Here is a 14,959-nt window from a genome sequence, read left to right as displayed (position 1 = left end):
TAATATGGGAAAGACTGTTTACGATTTTAGTAAGCAGTCTTTTTCTTTGCCTTTTTTCGGTAATGGGTATTACGATAGAACCTATATTGCGCAGCTGTGTATAAAGGTTCTTTTAGGACCAAAATAGATAGGAGTGTTGAAAAGTGGGAAATGTAACATTGAATAATGGTTTAGAGATGCCGTTAATCGGCTATGGCGTTTTTCGAGTACCTGAAGGGGATAACTTGGCTGAGGCGGTAAAAACAGCTATTGCAAAAGGTTACCGTAGCATTGATACAGCTCAAGTATATCGCAATGAAGAAAGTGTTGGGCGAGGAATTCGCGCAGCTATTGACGAGGGCTTAGTAACACGTGAAGAACTATTCGTAACATCAAAGGTTTGGAATGATGGACTCTCCTATGAAGAAACACTTGCAGCTTATGATAATAGTTTAGAGAAATTAGGATTAGATTATTTAGATTTATATTTAGTTCATTGGCCAGGTATAGATACAAATTATGTTGATGTTTATAAAGCGCTTGAAAAAATCTATCAGGATGGACGTGTACGCTCAATTGGAGTTAGTAATTTCCATGTCCACCATTTAGAAAACTTATTAAAGGAAACATCAGTTATTCCTGTTATTAATCAAATTGAATTCCATCCGCACTTAACTCAAGAGGAAGTTCGTGCATATTGTAAGGAAAAAGGAATACAGGTAGAAGCGTGGTCACCACTAATGAATGGTTCTTTATTGGAAGAATCATTGATTCAGCAGTTAGCTTCTAAATATGGCAAAACACCTGCACAAATCGTTTTACGCTATGATGTGCAGCATGGTGTAGTTACTATTCCAAAAACAATGACTCCTACACGCATGACGGAAAATCTAACGGTCTTTGACTTTGCATTATCAGAGGAAGAAATGGCCCAGTTAGATGCACTAAATGATGGACTACGTTGCGGACCAGACCCAGAAAAATTTAATTTTAAATAAAATGTAAGGAGCTACCTAATGTGGGTATTTCCTTTCAAAATAAATTTCATACTAAAAAAGTGAAGTTGATTTCCGTTCCAGGCTACTCGCTTTCCTGTGGGCGAGCGTCGAGCCGCTTCCTTCGCTTACGCTCCGTGCAGGGTCTCGTCTGTCTCGCTTTCCCACGGGAGTCGAGTAGCCTTCCACTCCAATCAGCGGTAGCGTAGAATTTTTATAAAATATTATTCATTTCAAAAGTGAATAATATTACGACCTATAACAGGGAAGTAATTGTCGACCTGTTATTGCTAACGCTACACTTTCGCACAAAACCACATTTTGTTGAAGTTTTTTTATAACTATAAATAGAGTACCCTGCCAGAAGATACACGCTAAGTAGATTGGTTGATTGGAGTGGAGGCTGGGCGACTCCTTGGGGATCAGCGTCACAGATGAGACCCTGGAGCGAGCAACGCGAGTGAAGCGGCTCATCGGACGCCCCCAGGAAAGCGCCCAGCCGGAACGGAAATCAACACCACGTTTTGGTGATAGTAATTAAATTTAATTGAAAGGAGCTACCTAATATGAGGGTGGCTCCTTTTTAGAGTGAGCATGTATGCTATTTCGTAGGAATAAAAGTGTGGTATCATTTTCTAAAGTGTTTAATTCGATTTTTTGTGCATGAGTATGCATTGTTTTAGTTGTATCAATCGCATTGTGACAGGTACAATTACGGTGAGGGCAATAAATAGGAGGCATCAGCCATGATATTAGTTTTAGATGCAGGAAATTCGAATATCGTATTAGGTGTCTATGATGACAACGATCAATTGGCCTTCCATTGGCGTATGGTGACAGACCTTCATAAAACAGAAGATGAATACGCTATGCAAGTATTATCTTTCTTTAATCATGCAGGTATTTCATTTGAACAGGTTACAGGCATTATTATATCCTCTGTTGTACCACCAATAATGTTTTCGTTAGAAACGATGTGTCAAAAGTATTTTCGTAAAAAACCGCTCGTTGTAGGACCAGGTGTGAAAACAGGATTGAATATTAAATATGAAAATCCACGTGAAGTTGGTTCAGATCGCATAGTTAACGCTATTGCAGCTCTTGATGCGTATACAGCACCATTGATTATTGTTGATTTTGGTACTGCCACAACGTATTGTTACTTAAACGAAAAGGGCGATTATATGGGTGGTGCTATAGCTCCGGGTATTTCGATTTCAACGGAGGCGCTCTATACACAGGCAGCTAGATTGCCACGTATTGAAATATTGCGCTCTACACATATTGTTGGAAAGACAACCGTATCTGCGATGCAGGCCGGAATTTTTTATGGCTTTGTTGGGCAAGTTGAGGGAATTGTTAATCGCATGAAAGCACAAAGTAAGGAAGAGCCTTTAGTAATTGCTACTGGAGGACTAGCAAATTTAATTGCTGGGGAGACGCAAGCTATTGATGTAGTCGACCCGTTTTTAACATTAAAAGGCTTATATAAGCTATATAAACGCAATCAATAAGAAATGAGGGACATTTCATTTATGAAAGACTATTTAGTACGAGGTTTAGGGTTCAACGGCCAGGTTCGTGTTTTTGCAACTTGTACAACAGCAACTGTAGGAGAAGCGCAACGTCGTCATAATACATGGCCCGTTGTGTCAGCAGCCCTTGGTCGCTCTATGACTGCTGCGGTGATGATGGGCGCCATGTTAAAAGGTGAGGAAAAAATCACCGTTAAAATTGAAGGGAACGGTCCTATCGGTCCAATGGTAGTTGACAGTAACGCGCATGGTGAAGTTCGTGGCTTTGTAACAAATCCTCACGTTCATTTCGATTTAAACGAGCACGGCAAGCTTGATGTTCGAGCAGGTGTTGGAACAGAGGGTGCATTAACAATCGTAAAAGATCTTGGTTTGAGAGACATGTTCTCTGGACAAACACCAATTGTATCAGGTGAAATTGCTGAGGACTTTACTTACTATTTCGCTACGTCAGAGCAAGTGCCTTCATCAGTTGGATTAGGGGTTTTAGTAAACCCAGACAACACAATTCTTGCAGCTGGAGGATTCATTCTTCAATTAATGCCAGGCTGCGAAGAACAGACAATCAATGAAATCGAACAGCATCTTGCTACTTTAGAACCTGTTTCAAAAATGATTGAAAAAGGTTTTACACCAGAGCAAATTTTAGAAGCTGTATTAGGAAAAGGCCATCTACAAATTTTAGATTCCATGCCGGTAGAATTTAAATGTCAATGTTCAAAAGAGCGATTTGGTGCAGCGATTTTAGGGTTAGGGACACAGGAAATCCGAGAAATGATTGAAGAAGATGGCGAAGCAGAAGCAGAATGTCACTTCTGTTTAGAAACATACCATTTCTCAAAAGAAGAGTTAGAAGGATTTATCGATGAGCTCAACGCGTAATCGACGCCCTTTATCCACTGTAACACCCAACCAAACGCCCTTATTGCAACGCCGACTGAAGACAAAACCTGCTTTAACAGTTATTGCAATTTTATTATTAGGAAATATTTTATGGTTCATTACTTGGTTAATCCCTAATAAAGGCCAGGAAATTGGTAGCGACGAGCAAGTCGCTGCCGTTGACGGGGAAATTATTACACGTCAAGAGTGGATGGTTGCCATGGAAGAACGCTATGGTAAAGAGACGCTACAAAATTTAGTGAATGAATCTGTAATGGAAAAGGCAGCCAAAAAATTTAAAATACAAGTAACAGATAAAGAGATTGATTTAGAGTTAGCCTTAATGCGTTCTGCTCAAGATAAATTTGATACTGCAATGCAAAACCTTTCTGCTGAGCAACTGCGACAAAAAATTCGCTCACAGCTTATTTTGGATAAGGTACTGACAAAAGATGTGGTTATAAAAGAAGACAGTATTGAAAAATATTATGAGGAAAATCAGGCGCTGTACAATACGAAAACAAGCTATCGTACGAATTTTATCGAAGTGGATTCAAAAAAAGCTGCTGAGGAAGCATTAAGTGAAATGAAAAATGCCTCTAATTTTTCGGTGTTAGCACGTGAAATATCAGTAGACAGCGCATCAGCTAGCTTAGGCGGAGATATTGGTTTCCTCACAGAAAAACAGGAAAATATTGATCCTGCCATTTTAAAAGCAGTGAAGGCTTTAAAAGCAGGTGAGGTTAGTAAAGCATTTAAGCTTGCTAACGGTCATTACGGAATTGTACAAGTTCAAGAGATTACAGAAGGACAATCCTTTACATATGACGATGTGAAAGAACATATTGAACGTGAACTTGCATTAGAGCAATTGCCACAACATGTTACACCGGAAACATTTTGGTCTGAATTCAATGCAACTTGGTATTACGGTGAAGCGAAAAAAGGTAAATAACAGATTGCTCTGAAATAAGTATCAATTATGCCTCGGCATAATTGCGTCCGGAATCGGCTTTGTGCTTAGGCTAAGATCCTTTTCCGATTCCGTGACATCCGCCGGAGGCTTTAGGCCAACACGATGTTGGTCACTCAGTCGTTGCCACAGGACGTGGCGTTCTTAGACTGAGTTCCTCTATTTCGGCTCACCATCTATATAGGTGGGAGACTTCTGTATCTGTCGCTACGCTTTCGGTACAAAAAACATTTGTAGCTGACGCTTTGCTTTCGCTACATAAAACATTTGCTGAAAGAAGTTAAAGAATCTGCGAGATATCTGCGGGGAAAGTGAGCCGGGGAAACCCTGTAGACGTTTAGCGTCAACGGAGTATGGCTACCCCAAGATATTGAGCAGATTTTTGTTTACCTTTATTCAGCAAATGTTGGCCTAAAGATGTGATTACACCAATGCAAAATTGTCCTAAGTTATGTTTGGATCGGTTGCAATAAATATTCTGAAAATATAAGTTTTATTTATTGACAATCGAATGGAAAAATTGATAAAATCAAAATAAGTAAAACCTATAAAATTAGTAGGGATTAGGAGTGGATGGATAAATGAGTAGATTAGCAAATTCAGTAGCTGAATTAGTTGGTAAAACACCAATTGTTAAATTAAATCATGCAACAGGTGAAAACGAAGGTACTGTTTATGTAAAATTAGAATATTTTAACCCAGGCAGCTCAGTGAAAGACCGTTTAGCTTTAGCGATGATTGAAGCGGCTGAAAAAGACGGTACATTAAAGCCGGGTGGTACAATTATTGAGCCTACTTCTGGTAATACAGGTATTGGTCTTGCGATGATTGCTGCCGCTAAAGGCTATAAAGCGATTTTAGTAATGCCAGAAACAATGAGCTTAGAGCGTCGCAACTTATTACGTGCATATGGTGCGGATCTTGTATTAACACCTGGACCAGCAGGTATGAAAGGTGCAATTTCTAAGGCGGAGGAACTAGCTGCTGAGCATGGCTACTTCTTGCCACAACAATTCACGAACCCGGCTAATGCTGTTATTCACCGTTTAACAACTGGTCCAGAAATTGTAGAAGCATTTGACGGTTTAAAATTAGATGCATTTGTTGCTGGTGTTGGTACAGGTGGTACAATTACAGGTGCAGGTGCTGTGTTAAAAGAGAAATATCCAGATATTGAAATTATTGCTGTTGAGCCAAAAGATTCACCGGTACTTTCTGGGGGGCAACCGGGGCCTCATAAAATTCAAGGTATCGGAGCTGGCTTCGTACCTGAAGTGTTAGATACAGATGTGTATTCTACTGTATTCCCAGTTGAAAATGAGATTGCTTTCGAGGTGGCTCGTAAAGTGGCGCGCGAAGAAGGCATCTTATGCGGTATTTCATCAGGTGCGGCTATTCATGTTGCTATTGAAGCAGCAAAACGTTTAGGTAAGGGCTCAAATGTTCTTGCAATCGTACCTTCTAATGGAGAACGTTATTTATCAACACCTTTATATCAATTCGAAGACTAATCTAATTATTTGTACGGTTAAGGCTCCTTTAACGAGGAGTCTTTTTTATTTGATAAAGAAACTAAGGCGTCTGGGCTGAAGTGCTACATCATCGAGTTCTTGTAGGATGTAGCCGTTAGTTCTTAACGGTTTCGATGTAGAAATATTCAGCAATTAAATTGATCGAGACTATTGAAAAATATTCGCTTCCAAGCAATATTCAAGTTAAGATGGAATCACATCATATGACTTAAAGGGGAATAGCAACTTGAAGACAATACTTACGAAAACAATACCGATGGATGCAGACTCATTTTTTTATAGTTATAAGAAGCAAACAGAAGCAGAACAAGCACATGTGTTTTTAGAAAGCGGACGCGGAGGGAATTTTACAATAGCTGCTTGGAATCCGTTAGCTACAGCACAATCGGTCGAGGATGGTTTACTAGTAAATTGGAGAAATGGCGAGACTGAAAATTTAAACGGTGAGCCTCTTGCTTTGTTAGAAGCATTAGTGGAGAAATATCACATTTCATATAATGTTGAGCTTCCTGTTTTTCAAGGTGGAGCTATCGGGTTTGTTGCATACGATTACGCTCGTAAAATTGAAGTTTTACCTAATATTGCTGAAGATGATTTACATGTACCAGATATCTACTTTTATATTTTTGATTGCTGGGCAGTGCATGATGTGAAAACAAATAAAGTAACGCTTATGAAGCTAGCAGACAGTAATGTGGATTTGGAAGAATGGGCTAATGTGTGGCAAGGGGCAGCGCAAGAAGGCTTGCTTACACGTAAATTTGAAAAAACAAGCGCTGTAGAAATAGTAAATGACGAAAGTGAATTGTTAGTTTCGTTTGCTGGGACTGCCTTTGAGGAAGCGGTAAGTAAAATTCAAACATACATAGCGCAAGGCGATGTATTTCAAGTGAATTTGTCAGTACGTCAATCCAAAAAGTTAAACGCAACTGCAATGGATGTATATGAAGCATTACGCACATTTAATCCTTCTCCTTATATGGCGTATATAGAAGCACCGGATTTTGCTGTTGTTTCTGGTTCACCTGAGCTTTTGGTGAAGCGTCACGGTAATGAGTTGTCTACTCGACCAATTGCTGGTACACGACCAAGAGGGAAATCTGAGGCAGAGGATTTGGCATTAGCGCAGGAATTGATTGATAACGATAAGGAACGTGCTGAACATGTAATGCTTGTTGATTTAGAGCGCAATGATTTAGGAAGAGTATCTACATATGGGACGGTTGAAGTGGATGAGTTCATGGTGATTGAACGCTATTCACACGTGATGCATATTGTTTCCAATGTACGAGGAGAAATAGCTGAAGGGAAAACCAATGCAGACGTTATCCGTGCCATGTTCCCGGGAGGAACAATAACAGGGGCACCTAAAATCCGTACGATGGAGATTATTGAAGAATTAGAACCTGTAAGACGAGGATTATATACGGGTTCAATTGGCTGGCTAGGTTATACAGGCGATATGGAATTTAATATTGTTATTCGTACAGCATTTGTTAAAGATGGAGTAGCGCATATTCAGGCAGGAGCAGGCATTGTTATTGATTCTGTTCCAGAGAGAGAATATCAAGAATCTTTAAATAAAGCGAAGGCGATGTGGCAGGCAAAGGCAATGGCAGAGGAGCGAGCAAAATGATTTTAATGATTGATAACTACGATTCTTTTACGTATAACCTAGTACAGTATTTTGGAGAATTTGGTCATGAATTGGTGGTAAAAAGAAACGATGTATTGACGGTGAAAGATATTGAGCAACTTGCACCGGATATGATTGTTATTTCACCAGGGCCATGTAGTCCGGATGAAGCGGGTGAAAGCCTGAATATTATTAAGTATTTCGCGGGAAATATTCCGATTTTAGGCGTTTGTCTTGGCCATCAAGCTATTGCCCAAGTATTCGGAGGGAATGTTATACGAGCTGAGCGTTTGATGCATGGTAAAACATCACCTGTGCTACATGCTGAAATAGGTTTGCATAAGGGGATGCCAAATCCATTTGCAGCTACTCGTTACCACTCCTTAATTGTAGAGAAGGAAACGTTACCGGCATGTTTTGAGGTGACTGCATGGACAGAAGAAGGCGAAATTATGGGCATTCGTCATAGGGACCATCCAATTGAGGGAGTGCAATACCATCCTGAATCGATTATGACGGAGCAAGGTAAAAAGCTTCTGCGTCAGTTTATAGATTTATATGTTGAGGGAGCGAAGTAAATGCTGTGCTGGATGAATGGAGACTATGTAGCGGCGCAGGATTTGCGCATTTCACCATTTGATCATGGGTTTTTATATGGGTTAGGCTTTTTTGAAACGTTTCGAACGTATAAGGGAAAGGTGTTTTGCTGGGAAGCACATATGGAAAGATTACAAACTGCCCTTTCTCAATACCGTATTCATATGCCGTATACTGAAGGGGATTTACTTAAGGTTGTTCAGCAATTAAATGAACAGGCTAATGGACAGGATGGTTATTTCCGTATAAATGTCTCAGCTGGAGAGCATAGTATCGGTTTACAGCCTACTCAATATAGACATCCAAATGTTATTGTTTTTCGCAAAGAATTACATGATGCACCTCGAGGTATGGAAAAAAACGCACAGTGGCTTGTAACACCGCGTAATACTCCTGAAAAAGGACTTCGAGTGAAATCACACCATTATGGCAATAACGTACTTGGGCGCTTTGAGATGCCATCTTTGGCGCAACAAGAGGGCTTCTTTTTAACGGAAGGTGGCTTTGTTGCTGAAGGTGTAACATCAAATATCTTTTGGGTGAAAGATGATATACTATATACGCCTTCCTTAGAGACTGGTATTTTACCTGGAATTATCCGAGCGTGGGTAATTGAGCGAGCTCAATCTTTAGGGATTAAGGTAAGAGAGGGTTTCTTTACTAGAGAGGATGTAGAGCAAAGCACAGAATGCTTTATTACCAACTCTATACAAGAGCTAGTTCCAATTCGTAAATTAGAGAACAAGCAGTTACTAGGCAATAAAGGGCCCGTTTATTCGCGTTTACATGAAGCATTTGTCAATGAAGTGGAACAAGAATAGAAGGAGAGTTAACATGCTAGAAAAATATACAACACCATTAACTATTAAAGGTATCACGTTAGACTATACAGCGGAAACTTTTGTGATGGGTATTTTAAATATCACACCGGATTCATTTTCAGATGGAGGAAAGTATAATAACGTTGAAGCTGCTGTTGCACAAGCAAAAAAAATGGTAGCTGAGGGCGCTAAAATTATTGATGTTGGCGGAGAATCAACACGACCAGGCTATGAACGTGTTTCTGATGAAGATGAAATTGCAAGAATTGTACCAGTTATTCAAGCGTTAGTAGCTGAAGTGCCAGCTGTTATATCGGTTGATACGTATAAAGCGAACGTAGCGCGTGCGGCTATTGAAGCAGGTGCGCATATTATTAATGATATTTGGGGAGCAAAAGCTGAACCTGAGATCGCTCAGGTTGCTGCAGACTTAAATGTACCGATTATTTTAATGCATAATCGAGACAACACTGATTATGGTGCTAACTTCTGGATGGCGGCAAAGGCCGACTTAGAGAAGAGTATTGCTATTGCCAAGGATGCAGGTATACCAGATAGCCATATAATTTTAGATCCGGGCATAGGCTTTGCGAAAACTACCGCTCAAAATATAGAAATGATGCAGCATTTAGATGACCTAGTTGCAATGGGTTATCCTGTTTTGTTAGCGACTTCACGTAAATCAATGATTGGTAATGTCTTAAAGCTACCGGTTGAGGAGCGTTTAGAAGGAACGGGAGCAACAGTTGTTTACGGTATTGAAAAGGGCTGCCATATGATTCGTGTGCATGATGTAAAGGAAATGGCGCGAGCTACACATATGGCTGATATTTTAGTTGGTAAGCGTATTTATAAGGAGGAAGCGTGATGGACTATATTCATTTAAAGGATATGCAGTTTTACGGCTATCATGGTGTGTTAGTAGCGGAAACAACACTCGGCCAACGCTTCCGTGCCAATGTTTCACTTTCTGTAGATATGACAAAGGCTGGAGAGACTGATGACTTAAATCATACGGTAAACTATGCAGAGGTTTATGCGTTATGCCGTGACATCGTAGAAGGAGAGCCATTCAAGCTTATTGAAGCACTTGTATCCAAAATAGCAAACAGTATTTTAGAGACATACTCAGAAAAGGTTAAGGGTGTTCGCGTGGAGCTTATTAAACCAGACCCGCCAATCCATGGTTATTATAAAGAAGTATCGGTAGAGGTAACGAGAGGTGATTTCTAATGAATGATGTGTATTTATCAATCGGTACAAATATGGGAGATCGATTTGAAAACTTACAAGATGCTGTTACCCTTTTAAAGGGCAAAGCGGAAATTGAAGTTGTACACATTTCTTCTGTTTATGAAACGGCTGCTGTAGGCTACACTGACCAAGCAGATTTTTTAAATATTGCTGTTCATATTAAAACGAGTTATTCATCTGCCGAAATGCTGAAAACTTGCCAATGGGTTGAAAGTGAATTAGGGCGTGTTCGCGAATTTCGATGGGGCCCTCGAATCATTGACCTTGACATCTTGCTCTACAATCATGAAAATATTGAAACAGAGTGCTTAATTGTTCCGCATCCAAGAATGTATGAGCGTGCTTTCGTATTAGTACCACTGATAGAAATTACGCCTGCACCAGCTGGAAAACAGCTGCAAAGGGCACATGATATAATGCAACAGATGGATTGCGAAGAGGAAGGCGTAACTTTATGGCAAGCATCAGAAGAGCTGAAAATTATGCAGTCCGTTAATTAAGTTTCTAATCCGGTAGTCAAAGATTATCGGTGTATTGACTGCCTATAACTAATAGATATATATAAATAGGTGAAAACCTATAGAAGGAGGAAAACAACGTTGAGTCAGGCAACTGAGAAGCCGTTTCAAATTGGTGATATAGTCATGGACAACCGTGTCGTATTAGCGCCAATGGCTGGAATTTGTAACTCTGCTTTCCGTTTAACTGTCAAGGAGTTCGGAGCAGGGCTAGTATATGCAGAAATGATTAGTGATAAAGGGATTGTCCAGAAGAACGAAAAAACACTAGGCATGCTTTATATCGATGAGCGTGAAAATCCACTTTCATTGCAAATTTTCGGTGGCGATAAGGCAACACTAGTTGAAGCGGCCAAGTATGTAGATGAAAACACAACTGCTGATATTATCGATATTAATATGGGCTGCCCGGTTAATAAAATTATTAAATGTGAAGCGGGCGCCCGTTTACTTTTAGATCCGAATAAATTATATGAAATGGTAGCGGCTGTTGTAGATGCAGTAAAAAAACCTGTTAGCGTAAAAATGCGTATTGGTTGGGATGACGAGCATATCTTTGCTGTTGAGAACGCACAAGCTGCCGAACGTGCTGGTGCTTCAGCAGTAGCTGTTCATGGGCGTACACGTGTACAAATGTACGAAGGAAAAGCAAATTGGGATTTCATTCGTCAAGTGAAGGAAAATGTAAAAATTCCTGTGCTTGGTAATGGTGATGTAGAAACTCCTCAAGATGCAAAACGTATGCTTGATACTACTGGGGTAGATGCAGTAATGATTGGACGCGCTGCTTTAGGTAATCCATGGATGATTTATCGTACAGTTCAATACCTTGAAACTGGTGAGCTAAAGGAAGAGCCAAGTGTACGTGAAAAAATTGATGTGTGTTTGCTTCACTTTGAACGCCTTATGCAATTAAAAGGAGAAGGTGTGGCGGTACGTGAAATGCGTAAACATGCTTCATGGTATTTAAAAGGTATTCGCGGTAATGGTAAAGCGCGTAAAGCGATTAACCAAACAGAAACTGCGGTAGAGCTTCGTGCGCTATTAAATGGAATTGTACAAGACTATGAAGAGCTTGAATCTAAATTAATAGTACCAGAAGCAAAAGAGTTAATTCTTTAATACATTAAATAGACGTCTCGCTGTTCGTTTTGAGACGTCTATTTTTCTGCCAACATTAATTTTTAGAATTATTAATCATTTCTTCTCTTATGGAAATTAAATCGAAACAGATGATTACAGCAAAAAAATTGTGTACAATAGAAATATTATGGACGTAAACGCAACGCGGACAATTTAATAAGGAGTGAAACAAGTGTCAAACATAGAAGAATTAAATGATCAGCTTTTGGTGAGACGCCAAAAAATGACGACTATTCGAGAAAATGGTCAAGATCCATTTGGTAGTCGTTTTGAACGTACGCATTTATCAACAGAAGTGCGTGAACAATTTGCAGATCAAACAAAAGAGCAGCTAGAGGAAAACCTACAAGAGGTAATTATTGCGGGTCGTATTATGACGAAACGTGGTAAAGGAAAAGCTGGCTTTGCACATATTCAAGATCTAGGTGGCCAAATTCAAATTTACGTACGTCAAGATCATGTTGGCGAAGAAGCATATGAATTATTTAAACAGGCTGACCTAGGTGATATCGTAGGGATTCGTGGTAATGTATTCCGAACACAAGTAGGTGAGCTTTCAGTAAAAGCTGAAGAATTTACATTCCTATCAAAAGCTCTACGCCCTATGCCGGAAAAATTCCATGGCTTACAAGATGTTGAACAACGTTATCGTCAACGTTATTTAGATTTAATGACGAATGAGGATAGTAAAACGACATTCATTACACGTTCTAAAATTATCCGTGCTATTCGCAATTATTTAGATAACGCAGGATATTTAGAAGTAGAAACACCAATGCTTCATACAATTGCAGGTGGTGCAGCGGCTCGTCCGTTTATTACACACCATAATGCACTTGATATGGAATTATATATGCGTATTGCAATCGAACTGCATTTGAAACGTCTAATTGTTGGTGGACTAGAGAAAGTGTATGAAATTGGTCGTGTTTTCCGAAATGAAGGGATTTCAACACGCCACAATCCTGAATTCACAATGATAGAGCTGTATGAAGCGTATGCAGACTACAAAGATATTATGTCTCTAACAGAAAACCTTATTGCTCATGTAGCTCAAGAAGTTTTGGGCACTACTACAGTTCAATATGGTGAAGATGAAATTAATCTTGCTGTAGGTTGGAAACGAGTTCATATGGTAGATGCAGTAAAAGAAGCTACAGGTGTAGACTTCTGGCAACCTATGACTAAAGAGCAAGCTCAAGCACTTGCTAAAGAACATGGGGTAGAAGTTAAAGAAACACATGAGGTAGGGCATATTATTAACGAGTTCTTCGAGCAAAAGATTGAGGAGACTCTTGTTCAACCTACATTTGTTTATGGTCATCCAGTAGAAATCTCACCTCTAGCAAAGAAAAATCCAGAGGACGAGCGTTTCACAGACCGTTTCGAACTATTTATCGTTCGACGTGAGCATGCAAATGCCTTTACAGAACTAAATGATCCAATTGACCAACGTGAGCGTTTTGAAGCTCAATTAGCTGAAAAAGCTGCTGGTAATGATGAAGCACACGAAATGGACAATGATTTCATTGAAGCATTAGAATACGGTATGCCTCCAACAGGTGGATTAGGTATTGGTATCGACCGTTTAATCATGCTTCTTACAAATTCACCATCAATTCGCGACGTATTATTATTCCCTACAATGCGTCATATTACTAAATAATTGTTTTAAAAAGGATATAGCATGACTGCTGCTTGGGTAAAGAAGTTGTAGTAGAACTAGAAAAAATAGCTTCAAGAAGCAATCGTGTATAAGCAGGAGTCGAGGTGCAGGAGAAACACTAAGACTCCTGTTTTGTTTTGTTGCGAGTATTAATGTTTGAAAAGTTTATATTAGAAACAATTAAGTAGAGGTTTAAATGATGAATGAATATAGGGTATACTTTTAGAGTTCTATAATTTTCAAATAAAGTAGAAATAGACATTATCAGAAGTTTTATTGGAGGCTTATAATGAATTATAAAATCTTTAACAAACAAGTATTTGAACAGGCACAAGTACGCTCAGTTTCAGATGTTCTGTTAACTGAAGAAGAGCTTGAACATGGTATGAAATTAGCAGTTTCTAAGTCAGATCCAACTCTTACTTTATATTTAGTGGATATAAACGGTCTGAAGAAATTCGATGTCCGTTGGGATGATTCCTCTGAAATTTTCAGTGGCTGGTATTCAGCGTGGGATAATTTCTCTTGGTGCCTAGATGTAGCTGATAAAGAAAACAATTAAGTAAATTAGTAGATTTTTAGATTTAAGTTTAAAAAACAAACTTTCAATTTGAATTCCGCAATTGAAAAGGGAACTTACTATTGTATCTTATCCCGCTTTCTTTTAGTGTTATGTGGCGAAACAATAAACTTAAAAAAGTAATAAAGATGAATAAGTAGGAGTCGAGGTGTAGGAGAATCACTTTGGCTCCTTTTTTCATGATTGAGTATTTGTTAAGGCAGTGGCGCGTTCTAATGTGTAGGATTTTAGATGCTTTATCAAGGAAAGCTTGAGAAAGTATAGGACTAAACATTAATCGAAGTAAAACTCTTCTTATTTAGTTTATTGAGATTTATAAGAAAGAGTTGTATAGTAAAACAAATAAAGTGATAGCTAGAAGATTATAAGAATTATTTAATGCTCGAAAAAACACTAAATAGCTTACTTATTCTGTTTTTATAAAAAGAGATAATTTTATAGAAAAAAACACTTGCGGTTGTATTAGAATCGTGATAAATTATTACTTGTCGTTAAGACGACGTAAGAAACAAAAACGGATTCGAAAAAAACATCAAATAAAGATGTTGACATCGAAATCCGAGAGTGATATTATATAAGAGTTGTTGCTTTTGAAACGGAGTAAAAAAACTTCTGAAAAAGAGTTGACAACAAAAACGAGAAATGTTATACTATAAAAGTTGTTGAATAAAACGACAACAAAATGAACCTTGAAAACTGAACAAGCAAAACGTAATCAATAAAGTTTTTAATAGCTAACCTTGAGTTAGTGAAAAAAAACAAAATTTTGGACATCAAACATGATGCCAGCAAAACAATTTGAGCTAATCAAATTTCTTTTTATGGAGAGTTTGATCCTGGCTCAGGAC

14 protein-coding genes are annotated in these 14,959 nt (G+C 38.8%); all 14 read left to right on the top strand.

Annotated elements, in window-relative coordinates; all coding sequences use genetic code 11:
• The first annotated feature begins 143 nt into the window (after window positions 1-143).
• The 14 genes from ACQKNC_RS20895 to ACQKNC_RS20830 all read left to right on the top strand — a co-directional run bounded on the left by ACQKNC_RS20895 (window position 144) and on the right by ACQKNC_RS20830 (window position 14,093).
• Complete coding sequence (locus ACQKNC_RS20895) at window positions 144-977, top strand: aldo/keto reductase (RefSeq protein ID WP_427426651.1); 834 nt, start codon at window positions 144-146, stop codon at window positions 975-977.
• Between the two features lie 743 nt (window positions 978-1,720).
• Window positions 1,721-2,488 carry a type III pantothenate kinase gene (locus ACQKNC_RS20890; RefSeq protein WP_427426650.1) on the top strand — a complete coding sequence of 256 codons (768 nt, stop codon included), beginning with the start codon at window positions 1,721-1,723 and terminating at the stop codon, window positions 2,486-2,488.
• A gap of 21 nt (window positions 2,489-2,509) precedes the next feature.
• Window positions 2,510-3,391, top strand: a complete 882-nt coding sequence (gene hslO / locus ACQKNC_RS20885) for an Hsp33 family molecular chaperone HslO (RefSeq protein ID WP_427426649.1) — start codon at window positions 2,510-2,512, stop codon at window positions 3,389-3,391.
• Window positions 3,375-4,346: a peptidyl-prolyl cis-trans isomerase gene (locus ACQKNC_RS20880; RefSeq protein WP_427426648.1), complete on the top strand. Its 972-nt coding sequence runs from the start codon at window positions 3,375-3,377 to the stop codon at window positions 4,344-4,346. The genes hslO and ACQKNC_RS20880 overlap by 17 nt, the downstream gene beginning before the upstream one ends.
• 599 nt (window positions 4,347-4,945) lie before the next feature.
• Window positions 4,946-5,875 carry a cysteine synthase A gene (gene cysK / locus ACQKNC_RS20875; RefSeq protein ID WP_427426647.1) on the top strand — a complete coding sequence of 310 codons (930 nt, stop codon included), beginning with the start codon at window positions 4,946-4,948 and terminating at the stop codon, window positions 5,873-5,875.
• 247 nt (window positions 5,876-6,122) lie between these two features.
• A complete protein-coding gene (pabB, locus tag ACQKNC_RS20870) occupies window positions 6,123-7,532 on the top strand; it encodes an aminodeoxychorismate synthase, component I (RefSeq protein WP_427426646.1) in 1,410 nt (469 codons plus the stop codon).
• Window positions 7,529-8,110, top strand: coding sequence for an aminodeoxychorismate/anthranilate synthase component II (gene pabA / locus ACQKNC_RS20865; protein ID WP_427426645.1), 582 nt, complete (start codon window positions 7,529-7,531; stop codon window positions 8,108-8,110). Before pabB ends, pabA begins: the two co-directional genes overlap by 4 nt.
• Entirely contained in the window at window positions 8,111-8,950 is an 840-nt protein-coding gene (pabC, locus tag ACQKNC_RS20860) for an aminodeoxychorismate lyase (RefSeq protein WP_427426644.1), read from the top strand.
• 13 nt (window positions 8,951-8,963) lie between these two features.
• On the top strand, window positions 8,964-9,818 hold the full coding sequence (folP, locus tag ACQKNC_RS20855) for a dihydropteroate synthase (protein ID WP_427426643.1): 855 nt from the start codon (window positions 8,964-8,966) through the stop codon (window positions 9,816-9,818).
• Window positions 9,818-10,183 carry a dihydroneopterin aldolase gene (folB, locus tag ACQKNC_RS20850; protein ID WP_427426642.1) on the top strand — a complete coding sequence of 122 codons (366 nt, stop codon included), beginning with the start codon at window positions 9,818-9,820 and terminating at the stop codon, window positions 10,181-10,183. Before folP ends, folB begins: the two co-directional genes overlap by 1 nt.
• Window positions 10,183-10,704 (top strand): 2-amino-4-hydroxy-6-hydroxymethyldihydropteridine diphosphokinase, encoded by a 522-nt coding sequence (gene folK, locus ACQKNC_RS20845; RefSeq protein ID WP_427426641.1) that lies wholly within the window; start codon window positions 10,183-10,185, stop codon window positions 10,702-10,704. The genes folB and folK overlap by 1 nt, the downstream gene beginning before the upstream one ends.
• 99 nt (window positions 10,705-10,803) lie before the next feature.
• On the top strand, window positions 10,804-11,844 hold the full coding sequence (gene dusB / locus ACQKNC_RS20840) for a tRNA dihydrouridine synthase DusB (protein ID WP_427426640.1): 1,041 nt from the start codon (window positions 10,804-10,806) through the stop codon (window positions 11,842-11,844).
• 184 nt (window positions 11,845-12,028) lie between these two features.
• Entirely contained in the window at window positions 12,029-13,531 is a 1,503-nt protein-coding gene (lysS, locus tag ACQKNC_RS20835; RefSeq protein WP_427426639.1) for a lysine--tRNA ligase, read from the top strand.
• A 289-nt stretch (window positions 13,532-13,820) separates the two neighbouring features.
• Entirely contained in the window at window positions 13,821-14,093 is a 273-nt protein-coding gene (locus ACQKNC_RS20830; RefSeq protein WP_427426638.1) for a hypothetical protein, read from the top strand.
• The last annotated feature ends 866 nt before the right edge of the window (window positions 14,094-14,959 follow it).

It is taken from the genome of Lysinibacillus sp. NPDC094177, from assembly GCF_050279145.1.
Classification (GTDB): Bacteria; Bacillota; Bacilli; order Bacillales_A; family Planococcaceae; genus Lysinibacillus.
Note: the sequence above shows the minus strand (reverse complement) of the source record. Positions and strands in the feature narration are given on the sequence as shown.